Genomic DNA, 19,739 nt, shown 5'->3' with positions numbered 1-19,739 from the left:
TCACTTCCCGAAGCCGAAGGCGGCTGCCGAGCCCGCGACCTTGTTGCGCAGGCGCTTGCCCTTCTCGGTCGCCTGGTCGTTGAGGTCCTGCTGGAACTCGCGCATCCGGGCGAGCAGGTCCTCGTCGTGGGCGGCGAGCATGCGGGCGGCCAGGAGGCCCGCGTTGCGGGCGCCGCCGACCGAGACGGTCGCGACGGGGACGCCGGCCGGCATCTGCACGATGGACAGGAGGCTGTCCATGCCGTCCAGGTACTTCAGCGGCACGGGGACGCCGACGACCGGCAGCGGGGTGACGGAGGCGAGCATGCCGGGCAGGTGGGCGGCGCCCCCGGCCCCGGCGATGATCGCCTTGAGTCCGCGGCCGGCGGCCTGCTCGCCGTAGGCGATCATCTCGTGCGGCATGCGGTGCGCGGAGACGACGTCGACCTCGTAGGGGATCTCGAACTCGTCGAGCGCCTTGGCGGCGGCCTCCATCACGGGCCAGTCGGAGTCCGACCCCATGACGATGCCCACGACCGGACTCACCGGGCTGGCCTGGCTCATTCGGTGATCGTCCCTCTCAGGTAGCCGGCAGCGTGACGGGCGCGCTCCAGCACGTCGTCCAGGTCGTCGCCGTAGGTGTTGACGTGGCCGACCTTGCGGCCGGGCTTCACGTCCTTGCCGTACATGTGGATCTTCAGCCGGGGGTCGCGGGCCATGCAGTGCAGGTACGCGGAGTACATGTCCGGGTAGTCGCCGCCGAGGACGTTGACCATGACCGTCCACGGTGCGCGCGGGCGGGGGTCGCCCAGCGGCAGGTCGAGGACGGCGCGGACGTGGTTGGCGAACTGCGAGGTGATCGCGCCGTCCATGGTCCAGTGGCCGGAGTTGTGCGGGCGCATCGCCAGTTCGTTGACGAGGACGCGGCCGTCGCGGGTCTGGAACAGCTCGACGGCGAGGTGGCCGACGACGCCGAGTTCCTTGGCGATGCCGAGGGCCATCTCCTCGGCGCGCAGGGCCAGCGCCTCGTCGAGGTCGGGGGCGGGGGCGATCACCGTGTCGCACACGCCCTTGACCTGCTGGGACTCGACGACGGGATAGGCCACCGCCTGGCCGTGCGGGGAGCGGACCACGTTGGCGGCCAGCTCGCGGACGAAGTCGACCTTCTCCTCCGCCAGCACGGGCACGCCGGCCCGGAAGGGCTCGGCGGCCTCCTCGGCGGAGTCGACGACCCACACGCCCTTGCCGTCGTATCCGCCGCGGACCGTCTTGAGGACGACGGGGAATCCCTCGCCCTCGGCCGCGAAGGCGGCCACGTCGGCCGGATCGCTGACGATCCGGTGCCGCGGACAGGGCACGCCGATCTCGACCAGTTTCGCTCGCATCACCCCCTTGTCCTGGGCGTGGACCAGCGCGTCGGGGCCGGGGCGCACGGGGATGCCGTCCGCCTCCAGGGCCCGTAGATGCTCGGTCGGTACATGTTCGTGATCGAAAGTGATCACGTCGCAGCCCCTCGCGAACGCGCGCAGCGTGTCGAGGTCGCGATAGTCGCCGATGACGACATCGCTGACGACCTGCGCCGCGGAATCCTGAGGGGTGTCACTGAGAAGCTTGAACCTGATGCCCAACGGGATGCCCGCCTCGTGTGTCATACGAGCGAGCTGGCCACCGCCGACCATGCCGACTACCGGGAACGTCACACCCCTAGCGTATCGGCCGCGCGGAGCCCACCGGTTTACCGGCCGTTCTCCGGCCGTCCCCCGGCCCCTCTGCCCGTGATTCCCGCGCCCGCAGGAAGATCGCATCCCCGGGTGGTTAGCATGACGTGACCGATGCCGACCGATGGACGGGGGCCTGCACGACCATGGGACATGGTTCCTCGGGTGCCCGTACGGCTCCCCCGGCACCCTCCGCACCCCGCGGCGGCCTGCGGCGGCGGCTCGACCGGCTGGTCCGTGAGGCCCTGAAGTTCGGCGCGGTGGGCGGCGCGGGAGTGCTCGTCAACCTGCTCGTCTTCAACCTGGTCCGGCACGTGACCGACCTCCAGGTGGTGCGGGCGAGCATCGTCGCCACCGTCGTCGCGATCGTCTTCAACTACCTGGGCTTCCGCTACTTCACGTACCGGGACCGCGACAAGAGCGGCCGCACCCGGGAGATGTCGCTGTTCCTGCTGTTCAGCGCGATCGGCCTGGTGATCGAGAACGGGGTGCTCTACACGGCGACGTACGGCTTCGGCTGGGACAGTTCGCTGCAGAGCAACATCTTCAAGTTCCTCGGCATCGGCCTCGGCACGCTGTTCCGCTTCTGGTCGTACCGCAGCTGGGTCTTCCGCACGCTGCCCGCGCCCGAGCCGAGGACGCGGGCGGCCTCCGCCGGGGAGCGGGAACGCCCGGCGGCGGTGCGCAAGGCCGACAGCGCCCCCGCGGCCCACCGCTGATTGGTGGCTAACGCACCGTCGTCCCCTCGTCCGGTGACGTCTTCTTCGGTGGCGTCCGGGACAGGAACAGGCCGAAGACCGGCGGCCGGGACTGGAGGAGTTCCAGACGGCCGCCGTCCGCCTCGGCCAGGTCCCGGGCGACGGCCAGGCCGATGCCCGTCGAGTTCCGCCCGCTGATGGTGCGCTCGAAGATCCGCGCCCCCAGGTCGGCCGGGACGCCGGGCCCCTCGTCGGTGACCTCGACCACCGCCTGGTTGCCCGTGACCCGGGTCCGCAGGGCCACCGTGCCGCCACCGTGCATCAGGGAGTTCTCGATCAGCGCGGCCAGCACCTGCGCCACCGCGCCCGGCGTGCCCACGGCCGTCAGGTGCCGCTTGCCGGAGCTGACGATCGCCCGCCCCGAGCTGCGGTAGGCGGGGCGCCACTCGGCGATCTGCTGCTGGATGACGTCGTCCAGCTCGAAGGTGACGGCGGAGCCGCTGCGCGGGTCGCGGGAGTTCGTCAGCAGCCGGTCCACGACGTCCGTCAGCCGCTCCACCTGCGACAGCGCGATCGTCGCCTCCTCCTTCACCGTCTCCGGCTCGTCGGTGAGGGTGATCTCCTCCAGCCGCATGGACAGCGCCGTCAGCGGCGTGCGCAGCTGGTGGGAGGCGTCGGCGGCGAGGCGGCGTTCGGCGGTGAGCATGCGGGCGATGCGCTCGGCGGAGGAGTCCAGGACGTCCGCGACGCGGTCCAGCTCGGGGACGCCGTAGCGCTTGTGCCTCGGGCGCGGATCACCCGAGCCGAGGCGTTCGGCGGTCTCGGCGAGGTCGGTGAGCGGGGAGGCGAGGCGGTTGGCCTGGCGGATGGCCAGCAGCACCGCGGCGATCACCGCGAGCAGCGCCACCAGGCCGATGATGAGCAGGGTCCGGCCGACCTCCCGGGTCACCGAGGAGCGCGGCTCCTCCACGAGGACCGTCTCGCCCTCTTCGCCGGTGGCCTTGCCCCGGATGACGTCGCCCTCCGGCTTGCTGCCGACCTCGATGACCCGCTCGCCGGGGATGCGGATCACGGCGTACCGGGCGTCCGCGACCTGTTCGCGCAGGAAGCCCGCGTCGACGGAGCCGGTGCCGAGCAGCCGGCTGTCCACGATGCTGGCCAGCCGCACCGCTTCCAGGTCCACGCGTTCCTGGGCGGTGGTGCTGATCGTGCGGGTCTCGACGATGACGAGGGAGACGCCGAAGACGGCGATCACGACGAGCACCACGGCGAGCGTGGACTGGATCAGTCGGCGGCGCATGTTCCCCTACGTACCCGCGTACGGCCCCGGAGGGCTCAGTTCTTCTCGAAACGGAAGCCCACGCCGCGCACGGTGGCGATGTAGCGGGGGTTGGCCGCGTCGTCGCCCAGCTTCTTGCGCAGCCAGGAGATGTGCATGTCGAGGGTCTTCGTCGACGACCACCAGGTGGTGTCCCAGACCTCGCGCATCAGCTGGTCGCGGGTGACCACCCGGCCGGCGTCGCGCACCAGGACCCGCAGCAGGTCGAACTCCTTGGCGGTGAGCTGGAGCTCCTCGTCGCCCATCCAGGCCCGGTGCGACTCGACGTCGATGCGCACGCCGTGCGTGGCGGGCGGCTGCTGCGGCTCGGCGGCACCGCGCCGCAGCAGGGCGCGGACCCGGGCGAGCAGCTCGGCCAGCCGGAAGGGCTTGGTGACGTAGTCGTCCGCCCCGGCGTCCAGGCCCACGACGGTGTCCACCTCGTCGGCGCGGGCGGTCAGGATCAGGATCGGCACCGCGTGCCCCTCGGAACGCAGCCGGCGGGCGACCTCCAGTCCGTCCATGCCGGGCAGCCCGAGGTCCAGCACCACCAGGTCGACGCCGCCCTGCATCCCGGCGTCGAGCGCGGTGGGGCCGTCCTCACGCACCTCGACCTCGTACCCTTCCCGGCGCAGTGCGCGGGCCAGCGGCTCCGAAATGGACGCGTCGTCCTCGGCGAGCAGTACACGGGTCATGAGCTGATGGTAGTCCGCTCGGAGCAACGCCCGGGGTGTGATCGGCGTGAGGGTCTCTTACCTCCGGACATGCCGGACAGGTGCCGCACCCGGGACCGGCGCATGCCGTCCGGCCTGCACCGGAGCCCCGGTGTCGGACCTGCGGCTGTGGGGTGCCATCCTGGAATGGACCTTCGAAAGACCGTTCGCGGTTCCGTCGTCACCTGTGATCCGCGTCTCAAGTCCTTCCATACCGGGCGGTGTCCTGCCGTATGGTGAATCAGCGCCTGTAGCACCCAGAGGACCTTTGGCGGCAGTTCGACGCTGAAGGTCGCTTTCGTGTGCGGGCCGGTCCACGGCCGGCCTCGAAAGGAATGACCTGTGGCCGGGCCTCATCGCGTGCAGTGAAGCGCGCGGAGGCGTGGATCCCGGTGGTCGCCGTCCATCGCTCCGTGATCCGGTGCGAATCCCTCAGGCGTGGGGTCGGACGGGTGAGGCCGCCGGTGCCGGCTGCCCCCCACCGGGCGCGCATCGCCTCATGAGCGCGTCCCGACAGCAAGGAACGACCATGGCGTCCAGCCTGACGAAGGACTCGGTCCGTCCGGGCACCCCCGGTTCCGAGAAGACCTTCTTCGGCCACCCCCGCGGACTGGCCACTCTCTTCATGACCGAGATGTGGGAGCGTTTCTCCTACTACGGCATGAGGGCTCTGCTCCCGCTGTACCTCGTCGCTCCCGGCGGTCTCGGCCTCAGCGCCGGCACCGCGACCGCGATCTACTCGGTGTACCTGTCGCTGGTGTACCTGCTCACGATGCCGGGCGGCTGGTTCGGCGACCGCGTCTGGGGTCCCCGCAAGACGGTCGCCATCGCCGGCGGCGTCATCATGCTCGGCCACCTCACGCTGGCCCTGCCCACCTCGGGCACGTTCTACGCGGGCCTGGGTCTGGTCGCCATCGGCTCGGGTCTGCTGAAGGCCAACATCTCCACGATGGTCGGCCAGCTCTACGACGGCCCGGACGACCCGCGCCGCGACGGTGGCTTCACCGTTTTCTACATGGGCATCAACCTCGGTGCCTTCATCGCGCCGCTGACCATCGGCACCATCGGTGAGAGCGTCAACTGGCACCTGGGCTTCGCGCTCGCGGCGGTCGGCATGGCTCTCGGTGTGGTCCAGTTCCTGATCGGCAGCCGCCACCTCGACCCCCACTCCAGCGTCGTCCCGAAGCCGCTGTCGGCGGAGGAGAAGACCTCGACGCTGCGCAAGGCCGCGTTCTGGGCCGCGATCGCCGTCGTGTTCTACGCGATCGTCGGCTTCTCCGGCCACTACACGCTGAACTGGATCCTGGTCCCGCTGACCCTGCTCGGTGTGATCATCCCGATCCTGGTGCTGTCCCGCATCAAGCGCGACAAGTCGCTGGACCGCGGCGAGCAGTCGAAGATGTCGGCGTACATCTGGTTCTTCGTCGCCGCGGCCGTGTTCTGGATGATCTACGACCAGGGCGGCTCGACGCTGTCGATCTTCGCGGACTCCTCCGCCGAGAACAGCGTGTTCGGCTGGGAGTTCCCGGTCTCGTGGTACCAGTCGGTCAACCCGGTCATCATCATGGCCCTGGCCCCGGTCTTCGCCTCCCTGTGGCTGGCGCTGAACCGCCGCGGCAAGGAGCCGAGCACGGTCGTCAAGTTCTGTGGCGGTCTGGTCCTGGTCGGCGCGTCCTTCTTCCTCTTCCTCGCCCCGCTGGCGATCGCCGACGGCGGTCACAAGGCGGCCGCGATGTGGCTGGTGGCGATCTACTTCGTCCAGACCTGTGGTGAGCTGATGCTCTCGCCGGTCGGCCTGTCGGTCACCACGAAGATGGCGCCGGTGAAGTACGCGTCGCAGATGATGGGCGTCTGGTTCCTGGCCGTCACCGCCGGTGACGCCACGACCGGCCTGCTCTCCATCGCCGGCGTCGACCTGAACAAGACGGGCATCGTGGCCCTGGAGGCCACGCTCGCCGTGGTCGCCGGTGTCGCGATCTGGATGTACCGCAAGCGCGTCAAGGAGCTCATGGGCGACGTCCGCTGAGGCCTGCCGGCCGGACCTTGCTGTCGGAGGGCCACCGCATCCCACCCGGATGCGGTGGCCCTCCGGGCATTCGGGGACGGGGCGCCCTACGGCCTCGCCGCCGTAGCTGCGGGGCAGACATGCCGCAGAGGCGCCCTCGACGTCGTAGCTGCGGACAGACATGCCGCAGACGCGCCCTCGACGTCGTAGCTGCGGACAGACATGCCGCAAGGGGCGGCCTGGATGACGTAGCTGTAGCTGCGGGCAGCAGTACATGCCGCAGGGGCCCCCTGGAGGACGCAGCTGCGGGCAGGCGTGCCGCAAGGGCGGCACGGGTGGGCGCAGGGGCGCACCGGTGGCGCGGGGCCGCGTGAGCCGTCCCCGCCCGGTCGCACGCAGTGCGCTTCGCCGGTCGGCAGCACTGAAACCCCGCCTCAGTGCGGGATACGGGGGCACGGGATGCCGTGAGAGACGTCCACGGGCCCTGGCGGCTCGGAAGGGCCAGGGCTGTGCCGTGACGCCGTTGCGACGGAAGGAGGGCGGGTCGGCCGACGCCCGGCGACGGTTACGCCGGGGCGCCCAGTTCCGCCCAGACCCGCTTGCCGGCGACGCCCGGGGTCCGGACGACGCCCCAGTCCAGGCACAGGCGCTGCACGATGAACATGCCGTGGCCGCCGGGGCGGCCCGCGCGGTGCGGGGTGCGGGGTGCGGGCTGGCCCGCGCCACGGTCGGAGACCTCCAGCCGGATCACCTTCTTGTCGCAGGTGATCGACAGCTCGTCCGGCCCCTCGGCGTGCAGGCACGCGTTGGTGACCAGCTCGGAGACGACGAGCAGCACGTCCTCCGCGGCGGCACGCTGGTCGGCGGTGGCGGAGGGCAGCCAGCCCCACGCGTACAGGGCCTGGCGGGTGAAGTCACGGGCGAGCGGCACGACGCCGCTCTGTTCGTCGAAGCTCAGCCTGCGGACCTGGCGGCCGCCCGCCACGCCCGCCGACGCGGATGCGGGCACGCCGGTCCCAGGAGCGGGCGTCCCGCTTCCCCCGGGCTCACCGGCCCCGGGTGCGTCCGCATCGGACGCCCCGGAAGCGCCGCTGGGCTCCGGACCGCGGTCGCCCGGCGAGTAGGGCCGGGTGGTGCTCATCAGCGCTTCACCTCACCGATTCACCAGTTCACGTTTCAAAGTCGTACACAGTCACAGTCACAGTCAGGATGTCTCCTGCCCGACCGGACCGGCTGAACACCCCTGTATTGGCCACGAAACACGGGACGGGGTGAAAACGCCGGCATCAGAGGCCGCACGAGACCCGCCGCCGCGCCCGCGGCGACGGCTCAGTCGGACTCGTCCGACAGGGCCGCCTCGAGCGTGTCGTGGAGGGTGAAGACCGCTTCGGCCCCCGTGATCTCGAACACGCGCGCCACCACCGGCTGCATGGCCACGAGATGCACGCCGCCTCCCGCGGCTTCCGCCTTCAACCGCGCGCCGAGCAGGACGTTGAGTCCTGTGGAGTCGCAGAACTCCAGACGCGAACAGTCGACGACGAGCCGGCTGAACCCCTTGGCGAGGCACTCCTCCAGAGGCTCGCGCAACAGATCGGCGGTGTGGTGATCCAACTCACCCGCCGGGGTTACGACGGCACTGGGGCCCTCTTCGCGCACCTCGACCAGAAGCCGACCCGACTGTGCGCTACCGACCGTCCCGCGGTCCATGCCGTCTCTCTCTCCCGACGTCGTGACTGCTGCTGACGCCCTCGAACACTACGCCTTCCCGCGGCACTCCGACACCCGAACAACTGCACACAAACGGACATACACGCACAGAACACACTTGCGGTGGGCTCGGTAAACCCGGTAGGCCTAGTAGGAACACACACCCGACACGGCCGGCTTTGGAGGCGCCGCACACCGCAGTGCACGCAATTGGCTTCGGCAGCCCTGTGCCGAGAACGATGGAGGACATCATGTCACCCCGGCTCGACGGATCGCGTACCCAGGAAGCGACGTCGACACTCCCTCCGGAACATCTGGATCCCATCGAGCACCACGACGCCGTCGTCGACCACGACGGCACCCTCGCCGGGCTTCCGGACATCCCCGCCTACGACGAGGTGACTCCGGCGGACGCCCGAGCCCTGTCGAAGACCCTCTTCGAGCGGCTCGAGTCGCTGGACGAAGGCACCCACGAGTTCTCGTACGTGCGCAACACGCTCGTCGAGCTCAACCTCGCGCTCGTCAAGTTCGCCGCCTCCCGCTTCCGCTCCCGCAGCGAGCCGATGGAGGACATCGTCCAGGTCGGCACCATCGGCCTGATCAAGGCGATCGACCGCTTCGAGATGTCGCGCGGTGTCGAGTTCCCCACGTTCGCGATGCCGACCATCATCGGCGAGATCAAGCGCTTCTTCCGCGACACCTCGTGGTCCGTGCGCGTCCCGCGCCGCCTGCAGGAGCTGCGGCTCGACCTGGCCAAGGCCGGTGACGAGCTGGCCCAGCGCCTCGACCGCGCCCCGACCGTGTCCGAACTGGCGGAGCACCTCGGCCTGTCCCGGGACGAGGTCGTCGAGGGCATGGCCGCTTCGAACGCCTACACCGCCTCCTCGCTGGACGCCCAGCCGGAGGAGGACGACGCGGAGGGCGCGCTCGCCGACCGCATCGGCTACGAGGACCACGGGCTCGAGGGCATCGAGTACGTCGAGTCGCTGAAGCCGCTGATCGCCGAACTGCCGCCCCGGGACCGGAAGATCCTCTCCCTGCGGTTCGTGGCGGGCATGACCCAGTCGGAGATCGGCGAGGAGCTCGGCATCTCCCAGATGCACGTGTCCCGGCTGCTGTCGCGGACGCTGGTACGGCTGCGCAAGGGGCTCACGGTCGAGGAGTGATCCTCACCGGGTGACGCTTGTCCTCCAGAGGGGCGGTCCGGGCCGGGCCGCCCCCCTTCGGGTTCCGGCGGACGTCACACGACGCGCACGCCGCGCCGCCACACCCCGTCGACCAGCGGCACGCCGGGCCGGTAGGCCAGGTGGACGTGGCTCGGGGCGTCGAGGAGGGTCAGGTCGGCGTACGCGCCCGGCGCGATGCGGCCGACGTCGTCACGGCGCAGGGCCGCCGCACCGCCCGCGGTGGCCGACCAGACCGCCTCGTCCGGCGTCATCCCCATGTCCCGCACCGCGAGGGCGATGCAGAAGGGGACGGAGGACGTGAACGACGAGCCGGGGTTGCAGTCGGTGGAGAGCGCGACCGTGGCGCCGGCGTCGATGAGCCGGCGGGCGTCCGGCCACTCGGCGCGGGTGGAGAATTCGGCGCCCGGCAGCAGCGTGGCGACCGTGTCGCTGTGGGCGAGGGCGTCCACGTCGGCGTCGGTGAGGTGGGTGCAGTGGTCGGCGCTGGCGGCGTCCAGCTCGACGGCCAGCTGGACGCCGGGGCCGTAGGAGAGCTGGTTGGCGTGGATGCGCGGGTGCAGGCCCTTGGCCCGGCCGGCGGTGAGGATCGCGCGGGCCTGGTCGCCGTCGAAGGCGCCCTTCTCGCAGAACACGTCGACCCAGCGGGCGTGCGGGGCGCAGGCGTCGAGCATCTCGCCGGTGACCAGGGCGACGTAGGCGGCCGGGTCGTCGGCGAGTTCCGGGGCGACGACGTGCGCGCCGAGGTAGGTGACCTCGTCGGTGTGGCGGGCGGCGATGCGCAGGGCGCGGGACTCGTCGGCGGTGGTCAGGCCGTAGCCGGACTTGGTCTCGAAGGTCGTGGTGCCCTGGCGCAGGGCCTCCGCGAGGTAGCGGGTGAGCCCGGCCTCCAGTTCCTCGTCGCTCGCGGCGCGGGTGGCGGCGACGGTGGTGCGGATGCCGCCGGCGCTGTAGGGGCGGCCGGACATGCGGGCGTTGAACTCCTCGGTGCGGTCGCCCGCGAAGAGGAGGTGGGAGTGGGAGTCGACGAAGCCGGGCAGGACGGCCCGGCCGCCGGCGTCGACGCGGTTGTCAGTGGCGGGTGCTTTGCTTGATTCACCGGTCCACGCGATGCGGTCGCCGTCGATGACGACGGCCGCGTCCCGGACCAGTCCGAGGGGGGAGTTGTCGCCGAGGGAGGGGTCGTTGGTGACGAGTGCGGCGATGTTGGTGATGACGGTGCTGCTGCTCATGGTGTCCGTGACGTCCTCGTGGGGGCGGGGGTGGGTGGTCAGGCGTGCAGGGCTTCGACGGCCCGCGCGAGGGCGCCGGACACGTCGGCGACGAGCGTGTGGGCCCCGTCGCGTACGACGTGACGCCCGCCCACGACCGTGTGCCGTACGTCCGCCGCGGTCGCCGCGAATACCGCCGTCTCGGCGCCGAGCCTGGGCAGCGGCCCCGCTGTCCTGACCGAGTCCAGGGCGATCGTCGTGAGGTCGGCGCGGGCCCCGGCCTCGATGCGGCCGGCGTCGTCCCAGCCGAGGGCGGCATGACCGTCGGCGGTGGCGGCGCGCAGCAGGGCGGCGGCGGTCCAGTGGCCGCGGGTGCGGGTGCGCAGGCGTTCGTTCAGCTCCATGGCGCGCGCTTCTTCCAGCAGGTCGACGACGGCGTGACTGTCCGAGCCGAGGGAGAGCGGGGAGCCCGCTCGCTGGAGGGCGGCCGCCGGGCCGATGCCGTCGGCGAGGTCCCGTTCCGTGGTGGGGCACATGCAGGTGCCGGTGCGGCTGTCGCCGAGCAGGGCGACGTCCTCGTCGGTGAGGTGCGTGTTGTGGACGCCGGTGGTGCGGGGTCCCAGCACGCCGTGGTCGGCGAGGAGGCGGGTCGGGGTGCGTCCGTGGGCCCGCAGGCAGGCGTCGTTCTCGGCCGTCTGCTCGGACAGGTGCACGTGCAGCGGGGCCCGCCGTTCCCCGGCCCAGTGCGCCACGGTCGCCAGCTGGTCCGCGGGCACGGCCCGTACGGAGTGGATGGCCGCACCGATCCGTGCGTGATCCCGTTCCTTGAGAACGGAACAGCGTTCCGCCCAGGCCTCCGCCGTCCCGTCGGAGAAGCGGAGCTGATGGGTGTTCGGGGGTTCGCCGAAGCCGGCGGAGAGGTAGCAGGTGTCGAGGAGGGTGATGCGGACGCCGGCCGCGGCGGCGGCCTCGATCAGGGCCTCGCCCATCGCGTTGGGGTCGGCGTAGGGGGCGCCGCCGTGGGCGTGGTGGACGTAGTGGAACTCGCCGACGGTGGTGATGCCGGCCAGGGCCATCTCGGCGTACACCGCGCGGGCGAGGTCGTGGTAGGTCTCGGGGGTCAGCCGGTCGGCGACGGAGTACATGACCTCGCGCCAGGTCCAGAAGGTGCCGGAGCCGACCTGGACGGTGCCGCGCAGGGCCCGGTGGAAGGCGTGGCTGTGGGCGTTGGCGAGTCCGGGCAGGGTCAGGCCGCGGAGGATCTCGGAGCCGGGGGGCGGGGTGGCGACGCCCTGCCGGACGGCGGTGAAGCGGCCCTCGCCCACCTCCAGGGCGACGCCCGGCTCGACGTGGGTGCCGAGCCAGGCGTGTTCCAGCCAGTACGTCCGCGGGGTGGGGGTCACGTGCGGGCCAGCCCTTCCAGTACGTCGGCGAGTGCGTTCACCCCGGCCACGCAGTCGTCCTCGGCGGCGGATTCGGCCGGGGAGTGCGAGACACCCGTGGGGTTGCGTACGAACAGCATGGCGGTCGGGACGCGTCCGGAGAGGATTCCCGCGTCGTGTCCGGCCCCGGTGCCGAGGACGGGGACCTTCAGCTCGGTGTCGCTGCCCAGGATGCGGGCGAGTTCGTCGCGCAGGGCGTGGTCGAACTCCACGACGGGCGTGAACGACTCGCGGACGACGTCGAGGTCGACGCCGTGGGCGGCGGCGTACTCGCGGGCCGCCTTCTCGATGCCGGTGACCACGGTGTCCAGGCTCCCCTGGTCGGCGGCGCGGGAGTCGAGCCAGCCGCGGACCAGGGACGGGATCGCGTTGACGCCGTTCGGCTCGACGGCGATCTTGCCGAAGGTGGCGACGGCACCGGCGAGTTCGGCCTCGCGGCGGGCGGCGAGGACGGTCTCGGCGTAGGAGAGCATCGGGTCGCGCCGGTCGGCGAGGCGGGTGGTGCCGGCGTGGTTGGCCTCGCCGCGGAAGTCGAACCGCCAGCGTCCGTGCGGCCAGATGGCGCTGGCGATGCCGATCCGGTCGCCGGACAGGTCGAGGGCGCGGCCCTGCTCGACGTGGAGTTCGACGAAGGCGCCGATGCGGTCCAGGCGTTCGTGGTCGGGTCCGATGGCCTCCGGGTCGTGTCCGGCGGCCTCCATGGCCTGGGGCAGCGTGATGCCGTCGGCGTCGGTCAGGCGCCGGGCCTGCTCGACGGTGAGCGCCCCGGAGGTGAGCCGGGAGCCGACGCAGGCGAGGCCGAAGCGGGCGCCCTCCTCGTCACCGAAGTTGACGATGCCCAGCGGCCTGGTGATCCGCGCTCCCCTGCGGCGCAGTTCGTCCAGGGCCGCGAAGGCGGAGACCACCCCGAGGGGGCCGTCGAAGGCGCCGCCGTCGGGCACCGAGTCCAGGTGGGAGCCGGTGACGACGGCGTCGCCGGCGGCCGGGTCGCCGAGCCAGGCCCACTGGTTACCGTTGCGGTCGACCTCGTGGGCCAGGCCGCGCGCCTCGGCCTGCTGCCGGAACCAGGCCCGGCAGTCGGCGTCGGCGCCGGTCCAGGCGAAGCGGCGGTAGCCGCCGGAGGCGGAGCTGCGGCCGACCGGCAGCAGCTCCGCCCACATGCTGTGGAAGCTCACGCGGCCCCACCCTCGCGCGTCCCGTCGCCTTCGCGCATGGGCACCCGCACGCCCCGCTCCCCGGCCACCGACTCGGCGATGTCGTACCCGGCGTCGACGTGCCGGATGACGCCCATGCCGGGGTCGTTGGTGAGGACCCGGCGGATCTTCTCGCCGGCCAGGGCGGTGCCGTCGGCGACCGTGACCTGCCCGGCGTGGATCGAGCGGCCCATGCCGACGCCGCCGCCGTGGTGGAGGGAGACCCAGGAGGCGCCGGAGGCCACGTTGACCATGGCGTTCAGCAGCGGCCAGTCGGCGATGGCGTCGGAGCCGTCGAGCATGGCCTCGGTCTCCCGGTAGGGGGAGGCGACGGAGCCGCAGTCGAGGTGGTCGCGGCCGATGACGATCGGGGCGGCCAGCTCACCGCTCGCGACCATGTCGTTGAAGCGCTCGCCGGCCTTGTCGCGCTCGCCGTAGCCGAGCCAGCAGATGCGGGCGGGCAGGCCCTGGAAGTGGACGCGCTCGCCGGCCATCTTGATCCAGCGGGCCAGCGACTCGTTCTCCGGGAAGAGGTCGAGGATCGCCTTGTCGGTCTTGGCGATGTCGGCGGGGTCGCCGGACAGCGCGGCCCAGCGGAAGGGGCCCTTGCCCTCGCAGAACAGGGGGCGGATGTAGGCGGGGACGAAGCCGGGGAAGGCGAACGCCCGGTCGTACCCGGCGAGCTGGGCCTCGCCGCGGATGGAGTTGCCGTAGTCGAAGACCTCGGCGCCGGCGTCCTGGAAGCCGACCATGGCCTCGACGTGCCGGGCCATGGACTCGCGGGCGCGGGTCGTGAAGCCCGCCGGGTCCTTGGCGGCGGCGTCGGCCATGTCCTCGAAGGCGATGCCGGTGGGGAGGTACGCCAGGGGGTCGTGGGCCGAGGTCTGGTCGGTCACGATGTCGATGGGGGCGCCCATGGCGAGGAGCTGCGGCACCAGCTCGGCGGCGTTGCCGAGGACGCCGATGGACAGCGGCTTGCGCCGGTCGCGGGCCTCGGTGGCCAGGTGCAGGGCGTGGTCGAGGGAGTCGGCCTTCACGTCGAGGTAGCGGTGCTCGATGCGGCGGTCGATGGCGCGGGGGTCGCAGTCGACGCAGATCGCGACGCCGTCGTTCATGGTGACCGCGAGGGGCTGGGCGCCGCCCATGCCGCCGAGGCCGGCGGTGAGGGTGATGGTGCCGGCCAGGGTGCCGCCGAACTTCTTCGCGGCGACGGCGGCGAAGGTCTCGTAGGTGCCCTGGAGGATGCCCTGGGTGCCGATGTAGATCCAGGAGCCGGCCGTCATCTGCCCGTACATGGTCAGGCCGAGGGCCTCCAGGCGGCGGAACTCCTCCCAGTTGGCCCAGTCGCCGACGAGGTTGGAGTTGGCGATGAGGACGCGCGGGGCCCACTCGTGGGTCTGCATGACGCCGACCGGGCGGCCCGACTGGACGAGCATCGTCTCGTCCTGCTTGAGGGTCTCCAGGGTGCGGACCATGGCGTCGAAGGAGCGCCAGTCGCGGGCCGCCTTGCCGGTGCCGCCGTAGACGACGAGCTTGTCGGGGTGCTCGGCGACCTCGGGGTCGAGGTTGTTCTGCAGCATCCGCAGGGCGGCCTCCTGCTGCCAGCCCAGGGCGCTCGGCTGCGTGCCGCGCGGCGCTCGGACTCCACCAGGGGGCGGCCCGTAGGGCCTCGGTTGAGGGTGGTGGCGGGAGACGGGCGGGCGGGGTCCGGACATGGTCTGCCTCCTGGTGGCTTGCTCCCGGCGGATTGTTACTGCGGATATTCATATCCTCGCCTTGTGAATAGAACTAGTCAATACGCCCGTGTCGCGGCGCGGGCGCGGCGCGGATGTTTGGCTGGACGTCCGGGCAGACGGCGAAGGGACGGAGGATCGCGTGAGCGACGGCGTGGGCACGAGCGGTGATCTGGACGGCGGCGACGCGGAGCGGGCCGCGCTGCGGGACGAGGCGGTGCGGGCGGCCGTGGAGCAGGGGCTGCTCGGGCCCGGCGCCCCGATCGCCGGACTGCTGGACGTCGCCGGGATCCGGGAGTCGGCGGCGGCGCTGCGGGCGGCGTTCGCGGCGGTGACGGCGCCGGGGACGGACGTGCTGCACGCCTTCGCGGTGAAGGCGTCCCCCCTGGTCCCGGTGCTGCGGCTGCTGCACGAGGAGGGCATCGGCGCGGAGGTCGCGAGCCCCGGCGAGCTGGCCCTGGCGCGGGCCGCGGGCGTGCCGGCGGAGCGGACGGTGCTGGACTCGCCCGCCAAGACGCCGGACGAGCTGCGCGAGGCGCTGGCGCTGGGCATCGCCGTCAACGCGGACAACCCGCAGGAGCTGGCGCGGCTCGACGCGCTGACGGCGGCGGGGACGAGCCGGTCCCCGCTCGGCATCCGGGTGAACCCGCAGGTCGGAGGCGGCGCCATCGAGGCGCTGTCGACGGCCACGGCCACCTCGAAGTTCGGCGTGGCGCTGCGCGACGAGGGGGCGCGCGAGTGGGTGGTGCGGGCGTATCTGGACCGGCCCTGGCTGACCCGCCTGCACGCGCACACCGGCTCCCAGGGCATTCCGCTCAGCCTGATGGCCGAGGGTGTGACCGAGACGTACGCGCTCGCCGAGGAGATCAACGAGCGTGCCGGGCGCCGGCAGGTGGACACGCTCGACATCGGCGGCGGGCTGCCGGTGAACTTCGCCTCCGACGAGACGACGCCGACCTACGCCGCGTACGCGCGCACGCTGCGCGAGGCGGTGCCGGGGCTGTTCGACGGGCGGTACGGGCTGGTCACCGAGTTCGGACGGTCGCTGCTGGCCAAGCACGGCACGGTCGTGGCCCGGGTGGAGTACGCCAAGAGCGCCGGGGGCCGGCCGGTCGCGGTGACGCACGCGGGCGTGCAGGTGGCGACGCGGACGGTGTACGCGCCGGGGGCGTGGCCGCTGCGGATCGCCGCGTACGACGGCAAGGGACTGCCGAAGGAGGGGCCGGACGTGGTGCAGGACGTGGCGGGGCCGGCGTGCTTCGCGGGGGACCTGCTGGCGACGGGGCGGGCACTGCCGCTGCTGGAGCAGGGCGACTACGCGGCGGCGCTGGACACGGGGGCGTACTACTTCGCGCACCACTACGCGTACAACTCGCTGGCGCGGCCCGCCGTGTACGGGTTCGTGGCGGACGGCTCGGGGGGCGTCGCCTTCGCGACCGTGCGGGAGGCGCAGAGCGTCGAGGAGATCGTGGCCGAGGCGGGCGGTGCGTACGTCGGCTCGCTGAGCGGGCTTCGCCGTGGGGGTGCGGGCGCTTCGTAGGGTGCGGCGCACGTCGTGGCTGGTCGCGCCCGGGCGGCGGGGCCGCCCGCCGCCCGGTGAAACACAGCGCCCGTGCCCCCGGCGTCCGGCCCCGCGTCAGACCAGCGCCGGCGCCTTGCGCTTCGCGCCGCCGGGGGCCGCGTCGCCCGCGGCGATGCCCGTGCCGCGGTAGGCCTTGACCGCCCTGCCCGCGGGACGGCCGGCGTCGCGAGCGAGCCAGTCGACGCGGACCCAGAGCAGGGCGTCCCCGGCCTCTTCCCGGCGGCCGATCCAGGCGGACTTCAGCCACAGGCCGGCACCGCAGCCCGCCATCAGCAGTCCGGCGGCAGCCGGGACGGCGAAGGCGCTGCCGAGCGCGGCGAGGAAGGCGAGCAGCAGCCACCAGCGGTGGCCCCGGCGCCAGTTGCGCACGGTCACCGCGCGGTCCTGGAGCACGTCGTGCTTGCCCGCGCGGACGGCCGAACCGGCCAGGGCGGTGTACCGCTTGCGGCGCACGTACGCCACCACGGCCGTCGCCACGACGAAGAGCGCCGCACCGGCCAGGACGCCGATCCTGCGCCCGGTCAGTCCCGGCACCAGCACGCCGATGCCCGCCGCGAGCACCCCCAGCCACCACAGCGGCGCCGCCCCCGCCCGTACGACGACGGCGACCCGAGCCAGTCCCTGTCCTCCGCGTGCCACGTTCCTGCCTCCTCGTCCCCAGTCCTGTGTGTCGGGCGCCGCACTGTAGCGAGGGAAGCTGAGACGAATCTGAGAAGCCGTCCGGGGACGCCCGCGGGGCCGGGTCACTCCACGAACAGGCCCCTGGCCGCCGCCTTCGCGTCGAACTCCTCGAGCCGGGCCTGGGCGTCCGGCAGGTCGTCGCACATCGCCTCCAGCAGCACCCGGCCGATCAGCATCGGCGCGCAGGCCGTGTCGAAGGCGAGGCCCGTACCGACGGCCGCGGGCAGCAGCAGGTCGGACACCTTGGCGACCGGGGCGAACGCGGAGTCGGCGACGGTCACCACCGTGAGCCCCGCCTCCTTGGCGTGGGCAAGGGTGTCGACGACCTCCCGCGGGTGCCGGGGCAGGGCGAAGCAGATCAGGGCGCTCGCGCCGGCCCGGACGGCGGCGTCGATGCGGTCGTGGACCATCGTGCCGCCCTCGTTGAGGAGCCGCACGTCGGGGTGGACCTTGGCGGCGAAGTACGCGAAGCCGTGCGCCTGGGCGGCCGCCGCGCGCAGCCCGAGGACCGGGAGCGGCCTGCTGCCCGCGAGGACCCGGCCCGCCTCCCGCACCGGCCCCGGGTCGGCCAGCGCCTCGGCCAGGTGCCGCAGGTTCTCGATCTCGGCCTCCACGGCCTGCTGGTACTCGTTGGAGGAGCCCGTGTCCGCCGCCGTTCCCGCGGGGGCGACCTCGCGCAGGTGCCGGCGCAGCGCCGGGTAGCCGTCGAAGCCGAGGGCGACGGCGAAGCGGGTCACGGACGGCTGGCTGACCCCCGCCAGCTCGGCCAGCTCCACGCTGGACAGGAAGGGCACGTCGGCCGCGCGCCGCACCATGCTGTGCGCGATGCGCCGCTGGGTGGGCGTCAGCCGGTGCCCCTCGAAGAGCGCCTGCAGCCGCGCGGCCGGGCCGTCCGTCCCGATCATGACGTGCTCCCCCTCGACCTATTCACCCGTAACGGTTTCTGCATACCGTTATACAGGCGCACGGGGGCCGGGGCACACGGCGCTGGGACGGCCGGGCCCCTCCCGGCTCACCGGCCGCGCACGGCCTCGCCCGCCTCCCCCTCCCTCTCCTCCTCCGCGCCGGCCGTGCCGGGCACGAATCCCGGCAGCCAGCGGGCCGCCTCCGCGCGGAACGGGATCTCGCACTCCAGCTGGCACAGCACCGCGGTGGCCGCGCCGACCACACGGTTCACCAGCACGTAGGAGGGCGGGAGGTTGAGGCGGCGCAGCAGTCCGCCCTCGCGCAGGTCGACGGAGTGCACGACCTCCTCGCGGAGCCATTCGCGGGTGAAGCGGTACGTCTCACCGGCCGACGGCGTGGCCACGGGCAGCAGGAACGCGCCGAGCGCGGCGTGGTCGAGGGGGGCGCCCGCCGTGACGAACCCCTCCCGCACGAGGAGTTCCTGGGCGGCGGCCCAGTCCCCGTCCTGGGCCAGCCGGATCAGGCTCCCCAGGGCCGCGGGGAAGCCGTCGGGGAGGTGCTTGACGGCGCCGAAGTCCAGGATGCCGAGCCTGCCGTCCGGGAGCAGGCGGAAGTTCCCCGGATGCGGGTCGGCGTGCAGGCGTCCGGCCCGCTCGGGCCCGGAGAACAGGAAGCGCGCGTACTTCAGGCCCGCGTCGTCGCGCTCGGCCTGCGATCCCTCGCGGATGACGGAGGCGAGCGGTGTCCCCTCCAGCCACTGGGTGACGAGCACCCGGCGGGTGTACGTCACCACGTCGGGCACCAGGATCTCCTTGTCGCCCCGGTACGCGTCGGCGAACGCCTGCTGGGCCTCGGCCTCGAGCCGGTAGTCCAGCTCCTCGGCGACCCGTTCGCGCAGCTCGCGCAGCATGGGCTCGACGTCCAGGCCGGGGGTGACCAGGGAGAACAGCCGGATCAGGCGGCCCAGTTGGGCGTAGTCCCCGAGCAGCGCCTCGCCGGCGCCCGGGTACTGGATCTTCACGGCGACGGTGGTGCCGTCCGTGCGGACGGCCCGGTGCACCTGGCCGATGGACGCGGCCGCGGCGGGCGTGTCCTCGAACGCGGTGAACTGTTCGCGCCAGTCCGGGCCGAGTTCCTCCCGGAGGACGGCGTGCACCTGGTCCGCGGGCAGGGCGGGCGCGGCCTCCTGGAGCAGGGTCAGGGCGGCCCGGTAGGGGCCGACCACCTCCGGGGGGAGCGCGGCCTCGAAGACGGAGAGCATCTGGCCGAACTTCATGGCCCCGCCCTTGAGTTCGCCCAGCACGCGGAAGAGGTGCCGGGCGGTGCGGCGCTGCAGTTCACCGGCGAGCAGGTCGCCGGACTCCCCCAGCAGCCGCCGCCCGAACCCGAGCGCGGAACGGCCGGCGAAGCCGAGCGGCAGGGACATCAGGCGCGCGCCGCGGGTGAAGGAGGAGCGGGGGACGGCACGCGCGGCGGGGGCGTCGTACGGTGCCGCGGCGGAACCGTCGTGCGGTGCCCCGGCATCCCGGCCGGCTGGTTCCGTGGTGCGCTCGTCCGCCGACGCCCCGGACCGCTCGGCCGCCGGTTTCGTGGCGGCTTCGGCCACCGGAAACACGGCCCGCTTGTCCGCAGGTTCCCCGCCACCCGGGGCCGCCGGTGCCGTGGTGGC

At 72.7% G+C, this 19,739-nt stretch carries 17 protein-coding genes; 4 read left to right on the top strand and 13 right to left on the bottom strand.

Annotation, left to right across the window (positions count from 1 at the left end; genetic code table 11):
• Both purE and ACGF3H_RS20825 read right to left on the bottom strand, forming a co-directional pair.
• A complete protein-coding gene (gene purE, locus ACGF3H_RS20830) occupies positions 1 to 543 on the bottom strand; it encodes a 5-(carboxyamino)imidazole ribonucleotide mutase (protein ID WP_362500051.1) in 543 nt (180 codons plus the stop codon).
• Positions 540 to 1,679, bottom strand: coding sequence for a 5-(carboxyamino)imidazole ribonucleotide synthase (locus ACGF3H_RS20825; protein ID WP_362500052.1), 1,140 nt, complete (start codon positions 1,677 to 1,679; stop codon positions 540 to 542). The genes purE and ACGF3H_RS20825 overlap by 4 nt, the downstream gene beginning before the upstream one ends.
• A 164-nt stretch (positions 1,680 to 1,843) precedes the next feature.
• Here ACGF3H_RS20825 and ACGF3H_RS20820 point away from each other — a divergent pair, with 164 nt between their 5' ends.
• Complete coding sequence (locus ACGF3H_RS20820) at positions 1,844 to 2,416, top strand: GtrA family protein (protein WP_362500053.1); 573 nt, start codon at positions 1,844 to 1,846, stop codon at positions 2,414 to 2,416.
• A gap of 7 nt (positions 2,417 to 2,423) precedes the next feature.
• Here the strand turns inward: ACGF3H_RS20820 and draK are convergent, their stop codons facing one another.
• Both draK and ACGF3H_RS20810 read right to left on the bottom strand, forming a co-directional pair.
• Positions 2,424 to 3,695 (bottom strand): two-component system sensor histidine kinase DraK, encoded by a 1,272-nt coding sequence (gene draK / locus ACGF3H_RS20815; RefSeq protein ID WP_362500054.1) that lies wholly within the window; start codon positions 3,693 to 3,695, stop codon positions 2,424 to 2,426.
• Positions 3,696 to 3,730: 35 nt separating this feature from the next.
• Positions 3,731 to 4,408, bottom strand: coding sequence for a response regulator transcription factor (locus ACGF3H_RS20810; protein WP_355175935.1), 678 nt, complete (start codon positions 4,406 to 4,408; stop codon positions 3,731 to 3,733).
• A 547-nt stretch (positions 4,409 to 4,955) separates the two neighbouring features.
• Here ACGF3H_RS20810 and ACGF3H_RS20805 point away from each other — a divergent pair.
• A complete protein-coding gene (locus ACGF3H_RS20805) occupies positions 4,956 to 6,452 on the top strand; it encodes an MFS transporter (protein ID WP_393816518.1) in 1,497 nt (498 codons plus the stop codon).
• Positions 6,453 to 6,996: 544 nt separating this feature from the next.
• Here the strand turns inward: ACGF3H_RS20805 and ACGF3H_RS20800 are convergent.
• Entirely contained in the window at positions 6,997 to 7,572 is a 576-nt protein-coding gene (locus ACGF3H_RS20800; protein WP_362497735.1) for an ATP-binding protein, read from the bottom strand.
• Between the two features lie 188 nt (positions 7,573 to 7,760).
• Positions 7,761 to 8,138: an STAS domain-containing protein gene (locus tag ACGF3H_RS20795; RefSeq protein WP_362497737.1), complete on the bottom strand. Its 378-nt coding sequence runs from the start codon at positions 8,136 to 8,138 to the stop codon at positions 7,761 to 7,763.
• A gap of 239 nt (positions 8,139 to 8,377) precedes the next feature.
• On the opposite strand from ACGF3H_RS20795, the gene ACGF3H_RS20790 reads away from it, so the two are divergent.
• A complete protein-coding gene (locus tag ACGF3H_RS20790) occupies positions 8,378 to 9,304 on the top strand; it encodes an RNA polymerase sigma factor SigF (RefSeq protein ID WP_362497739.1) in 927 nt (308 codons plus the stop codon).
• Between the two features lie 74 nt (positions 9,305 to 9,378).
• Here ACGF3H_RS20790 and hutI read toward each other — a convergent pair whose 3' ends face one another.
• From hutI to hutU, 4 genes are read right to left on the bottom strand one after another with little or no spacing between them, the layout of a single operon-like run.
• Positions 9,379 to 10,554, bottom strand: coding sequence for an imidazolonepropionase (hutI, locus tag ACGF3H_RS20785; RefSeq protein ID WP_362497742.1), 1,176 nt, complete (start codon positions 10,552 to 10,554; stop codon positions 9,379 to 9,381).
• Between the two features lie 38 nt (positions 10,555 to 10,592).
• The gene (locus ACGF3H_RS20780) at positions 10,593 to 11,936 is read right to left on the bottom strand and encodes a formimidoylglutamate deiminase (RefSeq protein WP_362497744.1); all 1,344 of its coding nucleotides are present in this window, start codon (positions 11,934 to 11,936) and stop codon (positions 10,593 to 10,595) included.
• Positions 11,933 to 13,150, bottom strand: coding sequence for an allantoate amidohydrolase (locus tag ACGF3H_RS20775; protein WP_362497747.1), 1,218 nt, complete (start codon positions 13,148 to 13,150; stop codon positions 11,933 to 11,935). The genes ACGF3H_RS20780 and ACGF3H_RS20775 overlap by 4 nt, the downstream gene beginning before the upstream one ends.
• On the bottom strand, positions 13,147 to 14,883 hold the full coding sequence (hutU, locus tag ACGF3H_RS20770) for a urocanate hydratase (RefSeq protein ID WP_362497748.1): 1,737 nt from the start codon (positions 14,881 to 14,883) through the stop codon (positions 13,147 to 13,149). Before hutU ends, ACGF3H_RS20775 begins: the two co-directional genes overlap by 4 nt.
• Positions 14,884 to 15,043: 160 nt before the next feature.
• On the opposite strand from hutU, the gene ACGF3H_RS20765 reads away from it, so the two are divergent.
• Positions 15,044 to 16,441, top strand: coding sequence for a diaminopimelate decarboxylase (locus ACGF3H_RS20765; RefSeq protein WP_362497750.1), 1,398 nt, complete (start codon positions 15,044 to 15,046; stop codon positions 16,439 to 16,441).
• 96 nt (positions 16,442 to 16,537) lie between these two features.
• Here the strand turns inward: ACGF3H_RS20765 and ACGF3H_RS20760 are convergent, their stop codons facing one another.
• From ACGF3H_RS20760 to ACGF3H_RS20750, 3 genes are all read right to left on the bottom strand, one after another.
• Positions 16,538 to 17,122, bottom strand: a complete 585-nt coding sequence (locus ACGF3H_RS20760) for a hypothetical protein (protein ID WP_362497752.1) — start codon at positions 17,120 to 17,122, stop codon at positions 16,538 to 16,540.
• A gap of 104 nt (positions 17,123 to 17,226) precedes the next feature.
• Complete coding sequence (locus ACGF3H_RS20755) at positions 17,227 to 18,069, bottom strand: MurR/RpiR family transcriptional regulator (protein WP_362497754.1); 843 nt, start codon at positions 18,067 to 18,069, stop codon at positions 17,227 to 17,229.
• A gap of 107 nt (positions 18,070 to 18,176) precedes the next feature.
• Positions 18,177 to 19,496: an AarF/ABC1/UbiB kinase family protein gene (locus ACGF3H_RS20750; protein ID WP_362497953.1), complete on the bottom strand. Its 1,320-nt coding sequence runs from the start codon at positions 19,494 to 19,496 to the stop codon at positions 18,177 to 18,179.
• Positions 19,497 to 19,739 lie beyond the last annotated feature (243 nt).

The organism is Streptomyces sp. NPDC048185 (assembly GCF_043202495.1).
GTDB lineage: Bacteria > Actinomycetota > Actinomycetes > Streptomycetales > Streptomycetaceae > Streptomyces.
This window is presented reverse-complemented; position numbering and strand designations above follow the sequence as displayed.

Coding starts and splice junctions, on each gene's coding strand:
- purE (WP_362500051.1), bottom strand. CDS start 543: ATGAGCCAGGCCAGCCCGGTGAGTCCGGTCGTGGGCATCGTCATGGGG.
- ACGF3H_RS20820 (WP_362500053.1), top strand. CDS start 1,844: ATGGGACATGGTTCCTCGGGTGCCCGTACGGCTCCCCCGGCACCCTCC.
- draK (WP_362500054.1), bottom strand. CDS start 3,695: ATGCGCCGCCGACTGATCCAGTCCACGCTCGCCGTGGTGCTCGTCGTG.
- ACGF3H_RS20810 (WP_355175935.1), bottom strand. CDS start 4,408: ATGACCCGTGTACTGCTCGCCGAGGACGACGCGTCCATTTCGGAGCCG.
- ACGF3H_RS20805 (WP_393816518.1), top strand. CDS start 4,956: ATGGCGTCCAGCCTGACGAAGGACTCGGTCCGTCCGGGCACCCCCGGT.
- ACGF3H_RS20800 (WP_362497735.1), bottom strand. CDS start 7,572: ATGAGCACCACCCGGCCCTACTCGCCGGGCGACCGCGGTCCGGAGCCC.
- ACGF3H_RS20795 (WP_362497737.1), bottom strand. CDS start 8,138: ATGGACCGCGGGACGGTCGGTAGCGCACAGTCGGGTCGGCTTCTGGTC.
- ACGF3H_RS20790 (WP_362497739.1), top strand. CDS start 8,378: ATGGAGGACATCATGTCACCCCGGCTCGACGGATCGCGTACCCAGGAA.
- hutI (WP_362497742.1), bottom strand. CDS start 10,554: ATGAGCAGCAGCACCGTCATCACCAACATCGCCGCACTCGTCACCAAC.
- hutU (WP_362497748.1), bottom strand. CDS start 14,883: ATGTCCGGACCCCGCCCGCCCGTCTCCCGCCACCACCCTCAACCGAGG.
- ACGF3H_RS20755 (WP_362497754.1), bottom strand. CDS start 18,069: ATGATCGGGACGGACGGCCCGGCCGCGCGGCTGCAGGCGCTCTTCGAG.
- ACGF3H_RS20750 (WP_362497953.1), bottom strand. CDS start 19,496: ATGTCCCTGCCGCTCGGCTTCGCCGGCCGTTCCGCGCTCGGGTTCGGG.